Source organism: Glycomyces terrestris (assembly GCF_003933745.1).
GTDB classification, from domain to species: Bacteria; Actinomycetota; Actinomycetes; order Mycobacteriales; family Micromonosporaceae; genus Glycomyces; species Glycomyces terrestris.
In genome coordinates this window covers 1-14,310 of record NZ_RSEB01000009.1, presented here as the reverse complement: position 1 = coordinate 14,310, position 14,310 = coordinate 1, and the positions used below count along the sequence as shown (strand labels likewise).

The following is a 14,310-nucleotide window of genomic DNA, read 5'->3' as shown; positions in this document are numbered from 1 at the left end:
CCGTAGACCTGGATCTTCGCGTCGAGCTGGTCGGTTCAGAAGGAGGGCACCGGCCGGTACGGCACGCCGGACGCCCGCGGCGCCGCGGTCACGCGGTCTCGTCCACGTCGATGGCCAGGGCCGGGCACACGCTCGCGGCCTCGCGCACCGACTCGCGGTGCTCGGGCGCGGGCGCCGGGGCGAGGAGGACGACGATGCCGTCCTCGTCGCGCTGGTCGAACACGTCGGGCGCGACGACCACGCACGATCCGGCGCCGCAGCATCTGTCTTCGTCGACGGTGACCTTCATGGCGGTGTAACCCCCTGAGTTCGGTGTATTCGGCCTCGTACAGGCCGACGATGGCGTCGACCAGGCCGAGGCCGGCTTCATGCCAGGTGTCCCTGGCGGTGGCCTGCCCGGTCGCGAGCGCGGCTTCGCGCACGGCCGGGACGAGGACGGCGAGCTGGCGGACCATGCCGTTGCGCTCCTCGCGGACTTCGGGCGGGAGGTGGGAGAGGCACGCGTCGAGGCCGTCGCCGACGCGCCGGAGCGAGGGCGCCTGCATGGCCTCGTCGGCGATCTCGTCGCGCATGACCGGGTCGATGAGGACCTGCGCGGCGAACCGCGCGAACCAGGTCGGGCCGCTGAGCGAGCCGAGGTGGTCGACGGTCGGCATGACGAAGCACTCGACCCAGTCGCGGAGCACCGGTTCGGGTCCGATGTGCGCGAGCCGTTCGACGCGTGCCTCCTCGATGCGCGTCAGGTGCTTGCGGATGATGGCGCGCACGAGGTCGTTCTTGGTCCCGAAGTGGTAGCCGACGGCGGTGTTGTTGCCCTGCCCGGCCGCTTCGGAGATCTGGCGGTTGGAGACGGCGGCGATGCCCTGCTCGGCGAAGAGGCGCTCGGCGGCGGTGAGGATGGCCTCGCGGGTCGCGGCGACCCGCGTGGCCCTGGTGCTGGTGCTCATGTCCGCCACCGTACGGGGACGGCGGCCATGCCGCCGACCAGGAGTCCTTCCACGCGCTGGAGGTCGTCGGGGGCGACGGTGAGTTCGAGGGTGGGGAGGCGGCGCAGGAGGACTTCGAGTGCGACCTGGAGTTCGGTGCGGGCGAGGGCCTGCCCGAGGCAGGAGTGGGCGCCGGCGCCGAACGCGAGGTGGGGGTTGGGGGTGCGGGCGAGGTCCATCGCGGCGGCGTCCGCGAACGCGGCCTCGTCGCGGTTGGCGGCGGCCATGGAGCAGACGACGGTGGTGCCCGGTTCGATGACGGCGCCGCCGACCTCGAACGGCTCGTCGATGTAGCGGACCATGCCGAACCCGGCGTTGACGTCCAGGCGCAGCGACTCCTCGACGGCGGTGCGCACGAGCCTCGGGTCGGCGAGGAGCGCCTCCCAGCGGGTGCGGTCGGCCAGGAGCATCACGGCCATCTTGCCGATCATGTTCGCGGTGGTCTCGTGGCCGGCGACGAGGAGGCCCTGGCCGGTGGCGATGATCTCGGCGTCGGACATGTCGGAGCCGGTGGCGAGCTCGGAGAGGAGGTCGTCGCCGGGCTCGGCGCGCTTGGCGGCGAGGTGGCCGGCCATGTAGGCGTGGAACTCGGTCTGGGCGGCGACGATCTCGGCCCGGGTGTACCTGGTCATGCTCAGGAGCGTGTCGGACCAGTACGAGAAGCGGTCGCGGTCGGCCTCGGGGACGCCGAGGATCTCGCAGATGACCCACACCGGCAGCGGGAACCCGAAGGCGGCCTTGAGGTCCGCGCTGTCGCCGGCCGCGGTCATCTCGTCGACGAGCCGCTCAGCCTTGGCGGTGACGCCGGGCCGGAGCGCGGCCATGCGCTTGGCGGTGAACCACTTGTTGAGGGTGCGGCGCCACACGAGGTGGGCCTCGCCGTGCTGCGGGAGGACGGAGGCCATCTGGGAGTCGAGGACGCCGCCGGACTCGGCGCTCACGCGGGCGCCGCCGCCGTCGGCGGCGGTGCGAGTGAAGCGCGGGTCGGCGAGGGTGGCCCTGACGTCCTCGTAGCGGGTGAGGAGGACCGCGTCGTCGCCGGAGGCGAACTGCACGTGGGCGACGGGGCACGTCCCCCTGAGCTCGGCCCACTCCGCGGGCGGCTCCAGCGCGGCGTCGCCGGCGATGGGGTACTGGAGGGCGATGTGCTCGGCCATGTGGTCCTCCTGGCGGATCGACAGCAGTGCGATTTGTCCACTATTCAACCGCTCGAACCGTAGTAAGTCAAGCAGTTGACTTAATATATTTCGGCACGCCCGTCCCCTACTCCCGATCTGGCCGCGTCCGCGCCGCAGCCGGAATCGGGCCCCTCCGGGTTCTACGGTGGACGGCGACAGTGCAGTCGTCGAGAGGAGAGCCATGTCGAGCCCGGCTGAGATCAAGGCCCAGATCCAAGGCGCGATCGAGCAGGTCAAGGAGGCCATGGGCGCCGTCGGCGGCGCCCAGGACCAGGCCGAAGGCGCCATCGGGGCCGGCACCGCCGCCACCCAGGACACCGCCAGCGCCCTCCCCGGCGAGGCGCTCGCCCAGTGGCACCAGGCGAAGGACCGGCTCGACGAGGCCCTGACGCTCTTCCAGAGCGGATCGGACGCGCTGGAGCAGTACGCGAACACGATCTGATCGGAGCGGGCCCGGTGGAAGCCGGGCCCGACCCGCGCGGTGGACGCCGGGCCCGACCCGCGCGCAAGCCGCGGGTTTCAGCGGCGACAAGTCCAGCCGTGCGATGGCGGCGGACGCCGAACCCCAAGGCGGCCAAGCCGAAGCCAACGCTCCTTGCGGGCCGAGACCTAGGTCAGGACGGCGGTGACGATCCGGCCGGGCCGGTCGTCGGCCTGCGCCACGAGCGAACCGTCAGGGGCCCAGACGGCCGAGCCGCCGGAGGCGTCCGGGTAGTCGCTGCCGGGGCCCGCGAAGCAGCACATCGCGACCCAGAGGCCGTGTGCGGCGGCGAGCTTCGGCATGCGGGCGTCGCGGCGGGCCGCGCCCTCGGGGTCGTGCAGGTTCCCGCCCACGTAGGCGTCGACGCCGAGCGCGGCGGTCGCCTCGATGTGCGCGTCCAGCCCGGAGTCCCGGCAGACGGCCAGGCCGAGCCGCCAGCCGTCGACCTCCACCGCCGCCGCGCCGCCGCCGGGCGCGAAGCGCTCGAGCTCCGCCTCGCCCGGAAACATCTTGCGGTACACCGGGACCGGGCCGTCGGCGTCGAACCGCACGGTCGCGATGTACTCGCGCCCGCCCTCCAGGAGCGGCGCGCCCGCGAGCGCGACCGTGCCGGTCTCCTCGCACGCCTCCACGATCGCCTCCAGCGCCGGGTCCTCAAGGGACACGGTCGGCGCGGCCATCGCATACGAGGACAGGGACAGCTCGGGGAAGACCACGACCCGGGCCCCGGCGGCGCGCACGGCCGCCGCGTGTGCGGCGGCGTTCCCGGCCACGTCACCCGGCCGAAGGTCGGGCTGCGCGAGCGCGATCGTCAAGGGCGGTTTCGGGGAGGGCGCGTCCATGCAGCCGACTATAGCCAGGAGCCGAAGTACGGCCCGTCCCTCGATTCCTCCGCGGCGGTGAAGAACGCGAACTCCTCCCTGGCCCGCCGCCGCAGCTCGCGGCACCCGCCGAGGGCGAGCCGGGCCCGCGCGAGGCGCGCCCGGAATCGCTTGGCGCCCTTCACGGCCGCACCCCGGCGAGCGCCCGTGTGGCGTCGGGAACCGGCCCGGCGGCGGCGTGCGCCAGCGGTCCGGCCGGGACGCCCGCAGGCACCGGCACGCTCTCGCCCGCAACTGCGGCAACCGGAACGGCGTCGGCGACCGCCGCATCGGTCGCGGCCGCGGCCGCGACCTCCGCACCGGCGGCCGCAGAGCCCCCGACCAGCGCGCCCCCACCGGCAGCCGCCTCGGCCGGCACCAGCGCACGGATCGAGTTCGCGACCAGGAACCACAGCAGCGTCGAGAGCACGACCAGCAGCACCCGCTGCGGAACGCCCCGCCAGTCGCCGCCGTCGAGGAAGCCCGGCAGGAACGTGTTCACCGTCGTGGTCGCGAACGTCAGCCCCGCCAGCGCCGCCGCCCACCACGTCCCGTGCCGCACCCAGGCGGGCGCGCCCGCCTGCCGCATCCGCACCGCGCACACCACCGCGACCACCGAGAGCAGCACGAACGCCGCCCCGGCCGTGTAGCGGTGGATCTGCGCCCACCATGTCAGCCCCGACTCGGGCGTCCCGGTGCGGAACACCGCCGCACATACGAGCATCGCCGCGGTCGCGCCGAGCAGGAACCGGACGAAGCCCTCGCGGGCCAGGCCCACCCCGCGCCCGGCGAGGACCGCGCACGCGGCGGCCAGTGCGAGCACCGACGCGGGGAACAGGACGACCCCCGGCCAGGTCACGGCATAGGCGGAGACCGGGATCGCGACCGGGTCCACCACGTCCGATTGCGTCACGTGCATCGCCGCGAAGCCGGCCTGCGAGGCGGCGACGCCCGCCATCGCGGCCACTCCGGCTGCGCGGCTTCGGAAGAAGTCTTGGAACATGCGCCGAACGGTAGGTTCCGGGAAGTCCTCTTCCCTCAAGCCGAGGCGTGGAATCGGCCCTCATACCCAGGGGTGAGCGGGCCCCGCGAATGCCGTACCCCGGAGTGAGGGCGCGCAGGTCCCGCCCGGCATACGGTGGTCACGTGACCGCGAAGACCGACCCGCACGCCCGACCGGACGCCCCGCCCCGCGCGGCCCCGCGCGGGCGCGCCGTCCGCTCCGCGATCAGCTACCTCGTCCCCCTTGCGCCCCTCGGCGACGGCGCCTGGCGGTTCCGGTTCCGGTCGGTCCTGGCGCTGTTCGGCCCCGGCTCGGTGCCGTTCGCGCTCCTGCTCTTCAGCACCCAGAACCAGATCCTGCGCACGAACTACGACATCGCGTGGGGCCCGCTCCTGGCGATCGCCACCGGCGCGGCCGTCGTCCTGGCCCGCTACCGGCCGGTCGAGGCGTGGCTGCTGGTCATGGGCACGCTCTTCGGGACGGCGCTCGACACCGAGGCGCACAAGTGGGAGCCGTGGCCGCTGACGACCCCGGGCATCTTCGCGCTGCTCGTCGTCCTGTTCGCACTCGGCCGCGACCGCCGGATCGGCGTGAGCGTCCTCTGCTGGCTCGGCTACGGCCTCGCCGGCTCCTGGGCGACGTGGGCGGTCGCAGCCGAGCGGCTCCAGCCGATGCCGGAGACGATCGCGAACCAGAACCCGAACCCGGGCGCCGACAACCTGCTGCTGGGCCTGCTGCTCAGCGCGCTGGCGCTGCTGATGGGCCTGACGGTCCGGATCTGGCGGCAGGGCCGCTCCCGCGTCGCCGAGGAGGAGCGGGTCGCCGAGGAGGAGCGCCAGCGCCGCCGCCTCCTGGAGGAGCGCACCCGGATCGCGCGGGAGCTGCACGACATCGTCGCGCACCACATGTCGGTGATCGCGGTCCAGTCCTCGACCGCGGAGTACCGCCTCGACGGGCTCGGCGAGGACGCGAAGGCCGAGTTCCGCTCGATCAGCGACCAGGCCCGCGAGTCGCTCGCCGAGATGCGCCGGCTGCTCGGCGTGCTGCGGTCGGAGAACGAGGCGGGCACCCGCGAACCGCAGCCGGGACCCGAGGCCCTGCACGGCCTGGCGGAGTCGGTGAACCGGGCCGGCACACCGGTGCACCTGGAGGTGGGCGAGCTCCCGGAGCTGCCGGAGACGTTGGCGCTCACCGTGTTCCGCGTCGTCCAGGAGGCCTTGAGCAACGTGGTCCGCCACGCCCCCGGCGCGCGCGTCGACGCGACCGTGGCCGCCGCGGACGGGACGGTGGTCATTACCGTGGTGAACGGCCCCCCGCCCGGCCCGGTCCCGTCGGGCCCGGAGGGTTCGGGCCTGGGCCTGGTCGGCATGCGCGAGCGGGTCGCCCTCGACGGCGGCACGGTCGAGACCGGCCCGACCGCCGAGGGCGGCTTCCGCGTCCGCGCGGTGCTGCCGATCCGTTCGACCGCAGAGGAGTCCGCGTGACGATCAAGGTGCTCATCGCCGACGACCAGGCCATGGTCCGCGCCGGTTTCGCGGCGCTCCTGAACGCCCAGGAGGACATCGAGGTCGTCGGCGACGCCCCGGACGGCGTCGTCGCGGTCACCGAGACGTCCCGCCTGCGGCCGGACGTGGTGCTCATGGACGTGCGCATGCCGACGATGGACGGCCTGGAGGCGTCGAAGCGCATCCTGTCCGCGCCGGAGGAGCGCCGCCCGCGGGTCCTCATGCTCACCACCTTCGACGTCGACGACTACGTCTACGAGGCGCTCCGCATGGGCGCCAGCGGCTTCCTCCTCAAGGACGCCCCGCCCGGCGACCTCATCGCGGCGGTGCGCGTCGTCGCGGCCGGCGACGCGCTCCTCGCGCCCTCGGTGACGCGCCGCCTCATCGAGGAGTGCTTCAAGGCCCGCCCGGCCCTGCGCCGCTCCTCCCGCCTCGACGTGCTCACCCCTCGCGAGGAGGAGGTCCTCCGCCTCATCGCCCGCGGCCTCTCCAACCCCGAGATCGCCGCCGCCCTGTTCGTGTCCGAGCAGACCGTCAAGACCCACGTCGGCAAGGTCTTCGCCAAGCTCGAACTTCGCGACCGCGCCCAAGCCGTCGTCTGCGCCTACGAGACCGGCCTCGTCACCGCCGGCGACCCCCGCGAGCAGTAGCCCGGGCCCGGCCGTGCGGCTGTGGTCCGGGACCGCCGCCCGCCCCGGCCGCCGCGAACCACCGGCTCGCTCGCCTCGCGTTGCGCCTCCTAGAAAAACCTCCGCCCCCTACTGGAATAGATCATTCCGCTCTGCTAAACTTGGAACAACTGATTCCGTTCCACAGATTCACGAGGAGAACCCCATGCGCATCCTGATCACCGGCGCCACCGGAACCGTCGGCCGCAACGTCGTCGAGCAGGTGCTCGCCTTCGACCCCGCCGCCGAGGTCCGCGCCCTCACCCGCAACCCCGAGGCCGACCTGCCCGCCGGCGTCGAGATCGCGGTCGGCGACCTGGCCGCGCCCGAGACCCTCGCCGAGGCGTTCAAGGACGTCGACGCCGTCCACTTCATCAACTTCGCCGGGGAGCAGTACGGCGCGCTCCCCAACCCGGACGCGGTCGTCGCCCTCGCCGAGCAGGCCGGCGTCCGCCGCGCCACCGTCCTCGGCGGCATGGCGACCGGCCCGCTCGAGCAGCGCCTCTCCGAGAGCGCGATCGAGACGACCTTCCTCCGGCCGGTCGAGTTCATGTCGAACGCCGTCATGTGGTGGGCCGCGCCCATCAAGGCCGAGAGCCGCATCCGCGAGCCCTTCGGCGACCGCCTCAGCGCGATGGTGCACCCGGCCGACATCGGCGCGGTCGCCGCGCGCGTCCTCCTCGACGGCGGCTACGACGGCGAGACCCTCGTCATCACCGGCCCCGAGGTCCTGACCATGCAGGACAAGGTCCGCCTCATCGGCGACGCGATCGGCCGCGAGGTCGAGTACGTCGAGCTGACCGTGGACGAGGCCCGCGACAAGTGGCGCGGCGAGGGCTTCCACGAGGGCATGATCGCGTTCCTCCTTGAGGCCCTTGGCAACACGCCGGTCGAGGGCAAGACCGTCGCCGACACGGTCGAGCGCGTCACCGGCCGCCCGGCCCTGACGTTCGCGCAGTGGGCGCAGGAGAACGCCGACGCGTTCAAGTAAGGCCCCGGGCGAGGGGGCGGCGTTCCGATCGGAACGCCGCCCCTTTTGGCGTGAATCTGTGAAATCACAAGTTGATTAGCATTCCTGAAACCTCACACCACTTAGTCCGATATTCACTGAATTACTCGCATCTTTAAATTTGCGCGGTTTACCTTTAATCTCCATGTATGGCATGGCTCACCCATCACCGAGGGTGAGACCGCAACCAGCGGTCCACCCCGCCCTGCCATGGCGGCCGCCAACCCCGTCGGCCGTCGACAGCCTCACCCGAAAGGCACCCATCACATGAATCGCCAACGCGCGCTTGCAGTCACCGCTGCGGGCGCCATCGCCACCGCGCTCTCCCTCGCCGCCGGCGCGGCGCCCGCCTCGGCCGAGATCCTCTCCGCCAAGGCCGCCGACGCCCGCGCGGACCTGCTCGGCAACGTCTCCCCCACCCTCATCGACGAGCTCGCGGACACCTTCGACCTCACCGAGGCCGAGGCGTACGACCGCCTCGCCGTCGAGGCCGTCGCCGCCGACCTCCTCGAAGAGGTCCCCGACTCCCTCGACGCCTCCTACGGCGGCCTGTGGGTCGGCGAGAGCGCCGACGAGATCCTCGTGGCCACCACCGACCGCGGCGAGTTCACCGAGCTGCGCGCCGAAGGCGCCACCCCGGTCCTCGTCGAGCACGGCCTCGCCGAGCTCGAAGCGGCCGGCGCGGCCCTCGACGCCCTCGCGATCGACGGCCTCCACGGCCACTACGTCGACCTCGAGAGCAACACGCTCGTGGTCGAAGCGGCCGACGAAGCCGTTGCGGCCGAAGCGATCGAGGCCGCCGGCATCGACCCGGACCTCGCCACCGCGGCCGCCTCCGAGACCCCCGAGCTGTTCTTCGTGCGCGGCGGCGACGCCTACATCGTCGAGAACTCGTGGCGCTGCTCCGTCGGCTTCTCGGTCCGCCAGGGCTCGACCCCCGGCTTCGTGACCGCGGGCCACTGCGGCTCGGTCGGCGACCAGGTGACCAGCGGCGAGGCCGCCCCCGGCACCTTCCGCAACTCGGTCTTCCCGTCCGCCGACCGCGCCTGGGTCGCGGTGGGCACCGGTGAGGCCCTCTACGACGACGTGAACATGTACTCCGGCGTCCGCGACGTCGCCAACGCCAACCAGGCCGCCGTCGGCTCCTCCATCTGCCGCTCCGGTTCGACCACCGGCTGGCACTGCGGCACCGTCCAGGCGTTCAACCAGACCGTCCGCTACGCCGAAGGCGCCGTCTACGGCATGACCCGCACCAACGTCTGCGCCGAGCCGGGCGACTCGGGCGGCTCGTTCATCGCCGGCAACAGCGCCCAGGGCATGACCTCGGGCGGCTCCGGCAACTGCTCCTCCGGCGGCACGACCTACTTCCAGCCGATCGGACCGGCCCTCTCCGCGTGGGGCCTGACGCTCGTCACGAGCTAACTCCACACCCTTGGAACAGGGCCCGGCCGGATCGACACCGGCCGGGCCCTCGCTTTGCGCCCCAACCGGACCGAACCGTGCCCGCGGCGAGCGCGGACGGGAGGTCAGACGTCCCCGGCCACGAGGTCGAACCCCTTGACCTCGGCCTTCCAGCGGACCTCGGCGTCCACCCACGACGCGACGCGGTCGACCGCGGCGTGCAGGTGCTCCCGGTCGGCCCGCGCGTCGTCCCACTGGGCCGCCTCGACCACGAGCTCGCCGTTGCTGCGGCGCAGCGCGACCCGCCCCGGCAGGTCGCTGCCGACGAACACCGGCAGGCAGTAGTACCCGAAGGTGCGCTGCGGCTCGGGCACGTAGATCTCGATCTTCCAGGCGTGGCCCCACAGGCGCTCCATGCGCTCGCGCAGCCACACCAGCTGGTCGAACATCGACACCGCGACCGGCCGCTCGGCGCCGGTGAGCCGGGTGCGCCTCACCTGCGGGTCGATCCAGGCGCGGGCCTTCCAGCCCTCGACGGCGACCTGCTCGACCTCGAGTTCGCGGAGCACGCGCTCGGTGTCGGCGTTCTTGAGCCGGAAGTAGTCGGCGACGTCCTTGGTGGTGCCCACGCCGAGGTTCCGCAGCGCGGTGGTCACCATGTAGCGCAGGCATTCCTCGTCGTCGGCGTCCCACAAGTGCTCGGCGGGGATGCCGCGCTCGGCGAGCTGGTAGACGCGCTTGAACCCGATCCGGTGCGTGCAGGCGACGTCGCCGAACCACAGCAGCCGCTCGACCGCGTGCTTGTGGTCGGTGCGGAAGTTCCAGCTGTCGCCCATGTTCCCGACACCCTGGCCGCGGTGCATCGCGCCGGAGGGGAAGTCGGAGACGGTGATCGCGCCGCGGTCGCGCAGCAGCGCGAGGACCTCGGCCTCGGCGGCGACCAGCGAGTCGTCCTGGTACCGCTCGCGCCAGGCGCGCCGGCGGCGCGCGAGGTACGGCCAAGCCGACACCGGGAGCAGCGACATCGCGTGCGCCCAGTACTCGAACGCGACCGGGGACTTGCGGCGCTCAAGGCTCCGCACCGCCTCGTCCACGTCGAGGCCGCGGGCGAGCAGCGTCAGCTCGTGGGCGCGCCGAACCGCCGAGATCGTGTCGAGCTGGATGCACCCGAGCCGCTCCAGGACGGTCTTGAAACGCGCGGCCTTCGGCCGCAGCTGCGCGGCGATGGCGATCCGCCGCGCGTCGGCCAACCGCAACGACTCTGGCACTGCACCGGTTCCTCTCAGACGGCGATGACGATCGCTCCGAACGGTACAACCGGGGTCCGACATCCCGACCGGCCCTCGGCCTCACTCGTTCGGATGACTTCCCGGCCGCGACCCCGGATCGGCCCCGATTCCTGTCGGACCCACCCGGGAGGATCGCACCTTATTCCAGCAACGGCGCCGCCACTGGGCAGCGCGCAGCGGCGGGCCTCCGTTCGGCGCGCGTCATCCCCCGTTCGGCGCCACCGCGACCGTGCCCGTCTCGGCGCGCGGGTCGGCCGCGCCCTCGGCGTGCCCGGCCTCGTCGATCTCGATCAGGTGCGCGTGCCCGAAGCCGCTTCCGGCCGCGGCCGGGGCCACCGCGAACCCGCGGTCGCGCAGCCCCGCACCCCACGCCTCCGGGCTCCCGTCCTCGAACTCCACGTCCGTCTCGTAGACGCCGGTCCAGGTCCCGAACCCGGTCTCGCCCGGGTGGAGCCGCCACCGCGGCGCGCCCACCGCGGCCCCGACCGGCTCGCCGCCGTGCAGCACGCGCGCGATCAATTGCGACACGATCTGCGGCTGCGAGTCGCCGCCCATCGACCCGGCCACCAGCCGCAGCGACCCGTCGGCCCGCGTCACCAGCGCCGGCACCAGCGTGTGCGGCGGCCGCTTCCCGGGCCCGTACTCGGCCGGGTGGCCCGGCTCCAAGTTGAACCCGGTCCCTCGGTTCTGGAGCCCGATCCCGGTGCGCGGCTCGAAGATCCACGTCCCGAACCCGGCCGCGTTCGACTGGATGTACGAGACGCCCATGCCGTTCCCGTCGAGCACCGCCATGTACGTGGTGCCGCCCGCGGCCTGGTGCACCGGCACGTCGGCCTTCGCGTCCGGGCTGATCCGCGCGGCCCGCTCACCGGCGGCGGCCAGCAGGTCGCTGACGTCGGCACCGTCGAACAGCCGCTCCGGCCGGTCGTGCCCGGCCTGCCGCGCGGCCTCGACCAGGTAGTGCGCCCACAGCGGGTCGTCCGCGTCGACCGGCAGGTCGAGCCGGTCGGCGATCGCCAGCGCGAGCAGCAGCAGGTACCCCTGCGAGTTCGGCGCGGCCGACCAGATCCGGTGCCCGAACGCGTCGACGCTGATCGGCTCCTCCCATGCGGCCTGCACGGCGGCGAGGTCGGCCTCGGTGAACAGGCCCTCGCCGATCTCGACCAGGCCCCGCCCGAAGTCGCCGAGGTAGAACCCGTCGCGGCCGCCCTCGGCGGTGGCGCGCAGCGCCGCCGCGGTCCGCTCGCGCGTCACCGTCGCCCCGACCTCGAGCCCCACCAGGTCCTCGGCGCCCGCGACGCCGTCGAGGGTCTTCCCGGCGTTCGCGAGCATCGCGGTCGCCGGCCATCCCTTGGAGGCCAGCTCGATCGCGGGCGCGAGCAGCTCCGCCATCGGCCGCGTCCCGTAGCGTTCGTGGAGCTTGAACCAGCCGTCGACGACGCCGGGCACGGTCGCCGAGCGCAGGTCGTTGCGGAACGGCATCGCGCGGTGCCCCTCGGCGCGCAGGCCCGCGGCGTCGGCGCCCGAGCCGGCGCGGCCCGAGGCGTTCAGGTACGCCGGGACGGTCTCGCCGGGGACGTGCACCAGGGCGAACAGGTCGCCGCCGAGCCCGCACAGGTGCGGGGCGACGACGGTCAGCGCCGCGCCGGCGGCGATCGCGGCGTCGACGGCGTTGCCGCCGTTCGCGAGCACGTCGGCGCCGATGCGGCTGACGTGCGGATCGACGGAACAGACGACACCCTGGTCGACCACGGGGACTCCTTTGCGCAACCGCCGGCCTCGACCGGGCGGGGGACGGGGACCGCGCCGAACCGCAGGTCCGGCACGGCTCGAAGCCTACCTTGCCGCGCGGCTAGTGGCGAGCGTCTGCGCCCCCGCAGCACGGCCCCGCGAGATCAGGTACGTCCCCGGAATACGGCCGCCGCGCATCGATCTTGTTCGATAAGATCGTGCGCGCGGCCCGCGACGGCGCCGGTCACGAAGCCCGGCCGGGTCTTGGCCACCGCCTACAGGACCCGGCCCCGGGGCCCGCGGCGGCGCCGCACCGGTCTGATCGGCGGCATCACGCTCCGACTCCAGATCATTCGGGGCCAAGGGTTCCGGGAGAGGCGCACACGACACGGTTCCCAGCATTCGGACCGCGTGCCGGTGCTCACGACGGGTGCTTTTGTCCGCTGACGGACCTAGCATAGAGGTGGACCGCGTCCACCTGTACGTCCAAGTCTCTTGTACGGTGGAGTTTCGCGGTGGGGACGAGAGGAAGAATCGGAACTGGTCATGGAAGAGCCGACACAATCCGCTGACGCAGCCGGCCCGATCTCCTCGACGGTGCACCGGTGGCGGCGACTCGCGGTACGCCACGACCTCGAGTGGAGCGAGCTCCTGCTCATCGCGCTCAACCTCTACGGTCTGCGCGGCAACAACACCGAGGGCATGCGACTGCGCCTGAACTCGGAGGACGAGGAGTTCATGCTCGTCCTCCCGGCCGACCGCGCGACCTCGCCGTTCAGCCTTCGCGCCCACGTCGACCCGTCCTCGCCGCAGCATGGCTTGAGCGAGCTCTGCGTCGACGGCACCCCGGTCGCCGAGATCATCGAAGCCGAACCGGGAGAAGAGGTCCGCGGCTACCTTCGCGCCGAAGGCAAGGCCGCCACGCTCCTCCTCCAGGCCGACGTCGACTCCGCCGATCTGGTCAAGTGCTACCGCGACCTCCTTGAGGCGCTCGCCTCCGACCTGGCCGACGACGGCGAGCGGCACCTCTTCGACGAGGTCACCCTCTCCGCCGGCCACGCCCTGGACGAGCAGCTCGTCGTCCAGCACCTCCTCGCGGTCCGCGAGGCCATGACCGCCGAAGGACTCCCCGAGTCCACCACCCTCGGCGTCCTGACCCCGGCCCTGCGCAGCAAGGCCGCGTTCAACGAGCTCGCCGAGAAGGTCGGCCCGGTCCTGCTGTTCCTCACGACCGAGACGTACAAGGACGACTCCGCCGAACTCGCGGCCGAGCCGGTCGTCCCCCAGGACGCCGCAGCCGCCGACCCGTCGGTCGCCCCGGTCGCCGCCCACCAGTCCGAGCGCCTGTCCGAGATCCTCTCGGCCGCACGCGAAGCCGGCCACCGCACCTCGTTCACCTACACCGTGGGCAGCGAGCCCCTCGACGAGATGCGCGCCTGGCTCCTTCCGCTGGCCGAGCAGACCACGATGTGGCCGTCGCTGACGATCCTTCCCGCGGAGACGCCGGTCGACGACTCCCAGCACATCGCGGCCCCCGACGAGCGCCTCGACTTCTTCCTCGAAGCCCGGCGCCTCCTCGAACAGATCTTCGCGCCCACCCAGCTGCGCCCGCAGCCGTGGCGCTGCTACCGCGGCCTCTGGTACCGCCAGCACGCCGGCGAACACCTCGACGGCCCGTACGTCTAGACCCGCATACGCGAAAAGGCCCTCACCGTGAGGTGGGGGCCTTCTATTGTCCGTGCATGGCGCCGTCGCATTCGCCGGTGCGGTGTGGATCGGGTCTGGGTTCCTTGTTCTGGATACGGTGAAAGGCCCGACACTGGGTGTCGGGCCTTTCGCTTCATGTTCATGTTTGGCGGTGTCCTGCTCTCCCACACCCCCTCGGGTGCAGTACCATCGGCGCTGGAAGCCGTAACGACCGGGTTCGGAATGGGACCGGGTGTGTCACTTCCGCTCTCACCACCAAACAAACCTGTGGCGGCCACTATCGTGGCCGGGTCTGCTCGGCGAACACCCCCTCATGCCGGCCTGGACCAGTGGCCTGGGCCGGTGGCGGGGGGTTCGAGCCTGAGCGTGTTGTCTCAGAATCGCATAGCGTGCGTGAATGTCGTTTCTACCTGACCGTGCCCGATCGCTCGGGCGGGCCGTCGTTGTTGTGTTAAGTTCTCGGCGGTTAGTACCCGTCCACTCCACACATTG

Annotated in this window: 13 protein-coding genes, 1 rRNA gene and 1 pseudogene; 6 read left to right on the top strand and 9 right to left on the bottom strand. The window is 72.6% G+C overall.

Going from position 1 to position 14,310, the window contains the following annotated elements:
- Window positions 1-88: 88 nt before the first annotated feature.
- From EIW28_RS23145 to EIW28_RS23135, 3 genes and pseudogenes are all read right to left on the bottom strand, one after another.
- Window positions 89-289: a ferredoxin gene (locus EIW28_RS23145; protein ID WP_125250164.1), complete on the bottom strand. Its 201-nt coding sequence runs from the start codon at window positions 287-289 to the stop codon at window positions 89-91.
- Window positions 290-767: 478 nt separating this feature from the next.
- Window positions 768-947, bottom strand: a pseudogene (locus EIW28_RS25300) (TetR/AcrR family transcriptional regulator); the annotation flags it as partial.
- Window positions 944-2,143, bottom strand: coding sequence for a cytochrome P450 (locus tag EIW28_RS23135; protein ID WP_125250163.1), 1,200 nt, complete (start codon window positions 2,141-2,143; stop codon window positions 944-946). The pseudogene EIW28_RS25300 and the gene EIW28_RS23135, both read right to left, overlap by 4 nt.
- 202 nt (window positions 2,144-2,345) lie before the next feature.
- On the opposite strand from EIW28_RS23135, the gene EIW28_RS23130 reads away from it, so the two are divergent.
- Window positions 2,346-2,606 carry a hypothetical protein gene (locus tag EIW28_RS23130; protein WP_125250089.1) on the top strand — a complete coding sequence of 87 codons (261 nt, stop codon included), beginning with the start codon at window positions 2,346-2,348 and terminating at the stop codon, window positions 2,604-2,606.
- Between the two features lie 167 nt (window positions 2,607-2,773).
- Here EIW28_RS23130 and EIW28_RS23125 read toward each other — a convergent pair whose 3' ends face one another.
- Genes EIW28_RS23125 through EIW28_RS23120 form a run of 3 tightly spaced genes read right to left on the bottom strand, consistent with a single transcriptional unit; the run spans window position 2,774 to window position 4,508 of the window.
- Window positions 2,774-3,487: a carbon-nitrogen hydrolase family protein gene (locus tag EIW28_RS23125; RefSeq protein WP_125250088.1), complete on the bottom strand. Its 714-nt coding sequence runs from the start codon at window positions 3,485-3,487 to the stop codon at window positions 2,774-2,776.
- A gap of 8 nt (window positions 3,488-3,495) precedes the next feature.
- Window positions 3,496-3,651 carry a hypothetical protein gene (locus EIW28_RS24430; protein ID WP_158630516.1) on the bottom strand — a complete coding sequence of 52 codons (156 nt, stop codon included), beginning with the start codon at window positions 3,649-3,651 and terminating at the stop codon, window positions 3,496-3,498.
- Complete coding sequence (locus EIW28_RS23120) at window positions 3,648-4,508, bottom strand: DUF998 domain-containing protein (protein WP_125250087.1); 861 nt, start codon at window positions 4,506-4,508, stop codon at window positions 3,648-3,650. Before EIW28_RS23120 ends, EIW28_RS24430 begins: the two co-directional genes overlap by 4 nt.
- A gap of 143 nt (window positions 4,509-4,651) precedes the next feature.
- On the opposite strand from EIW28_RS23120, the gene EIW28_RS23115 reads away from it, so the two are divergent.
- The 4 genes from EIW28_RS23115 (at window position 4,652) to EIW28_RS23100 (ending at window position 9,112) form a co-directional block, all read left to right on the top strand.
- Window positions 4,652-5,992 (top strand): sensor histidine kinase, encoded by a 1,341-nt coding sequence (locus EIW28_RS23115; protein WP_125250086.1) that lies wholly within the window; start codon window positions 4,652-4,654, stop codon window positions 5,990-5,992.
- Window positions 5,989-6,663: a response regulator gene (locus tag EIW28_RS23110; RefSeq protein ID WP_125250085.1), complete on the top strand. Its 675-nt coding sequence runs from the start codon at window positions 5,989-5,991 to the stop codon at window positions 6,661-6,663. The genes EIW28_RS23115 and EIW28_RS23110 overlap by 4 nt, the downstream gene beginning before the upstream one ends.
- A 184-nt stretch (window positions 6,664-6,847) precedes the next feature.
- Window positions 6,848-7,672, top strand: coding sequence for an NmrA family NAD(P)-binding protein (locus EIW28_RS23105; protein WP_125250084.1), 825 nt, complete (start codon window positions 6,848-6,850; stop codon window positions 7,670-7,672).
- Window positions 7,673-7,957: 285 nt separating this feature from the next.
- Window positions 7,958-9,112 carry a S1 family peptidase gene (locus tag EIW28_RS23100; protein WP_125250083.1) on the top strand — a complete coding sequence of 385 codons (1,155 nt, stop codon included), beginning with the start codon at window positions 7,958-7,960 and terminating at the stop codon, window positions 9,110-9,112.
- 104 nt (window positions 9,113-9,216) lie between these two features.
- Here EIW28_RS23100 and EIW28_RS23095 read toward each other — a convergent pair whose 3' ends face one another.
- Together EIW28_RS23095 and EIW28_RS23090 are read right to left on the bottom strand one after the other, a co-directional pair.
- Window positions 9,217-10,359, bottom strand: a complete 1,143-nt coding sequence (locus EIW28_RS23095; RefSeq protein ID WP_158630515.1) for a DNA glycosylase AlkZ-like family protein — start codon at window positions 10,357-10,359, stop codon at window positions 9,217-9,219.
- 222 nt (window positions 10,360-10,581) lie between these two features.
- Entirely contained in the window at window positions 10,582-12,132 is a 1,551-nt protein-coding gene (locus EIW28_RS23090; protein WP_125250081.1) for a gamma-glutamyltransferase family protein, read from the bottom strand.
- Between the two features lie 525 nt (window positions 12,133-12,657).
- On the opposite strand from EIW28_RS23090, the gene EIW28_RS23085 reads away from it, so the two are divergent.
- Window positions 12,658-13,797, top strand: a complete 1,140-nt coding sequence (locus tag EIW28_RS23085) for a hypothetical protein (RefSeq protein WP_125250080.1) — start codon at window positions 12,658-12,660, stop codon at window positions 13,795-13,797.
- A gap of 164 nt (window positions 13,798-13,961) precedes the next feature.
- On the opposite strand, the gene rrf is transcribed toward EIW28_RS23085, so the two are convergent.
- Window positions 13,962-14,078, bottom strand: a 5S ribosomal RNA gene (rrf, locus tag EIW28_RS23080).
- Between the last annotated feature and the right edge of the window lie 232 nt (window positions 14,079-14,310).

Coding starts and splice junctions, on each gene's coding strand:
- EIW28_RS23120 (WP_125250087.1), bottom strand. CDS start 4,508: ATGTTCCAAGACTTCTTCCGAAGCCGCGCAGCCGGAGTGGCCGCGATG.
- EIW28_RS23125 (WP_125250088.1), bottom strand. CDS start 3,487: ATGGACGCGCCCTCCCCGAAACCGCCCTTGACGATCGCGCTCGCGCAG.
- EIW28_RS23105 (WP_125250084.1), top strand. CDS start 6,848: ATGCGCATCCTGATCACCGGCGCCACCGGAACCGTCGGCCGCAACGTC.
- EIW28_RS23145 (WP_125250164.1), bottom strand. CDS start 289: ATGAAGGTCACCGTCGACGAAGACAGATGCTGCGGCGCCGGATCGTGC.
- EIW28_RS23100 (WP_125250083.1), top strand. CDS start 7,958: ATGAATCGCCAACGCGCGCTTGCAGTCACCGCTGCGGGCGCCATCGCC.
- EIW28_RS23130 (WP_125250089.1), top strand. CDS start 2,346: ATGTCGAGCCCGGCTGAGATCAAGGCCCAGATCCAAGGCGCGATCGAG.
- EIW28_RS23135 (WP_125250163.1), bottom strand. CDS start 2,143: ATGGCCGAGCACATCGCCCTCCAGTACCCCATCGCCGGCGACGCCGCG.
- EIW28_RS23085 (WP_125250080.1), top strand. CDS start 12,658: ATGGAAGAGCCGACACAATCCGCTGACGCAGCCGGCCCGATCTCCTCG.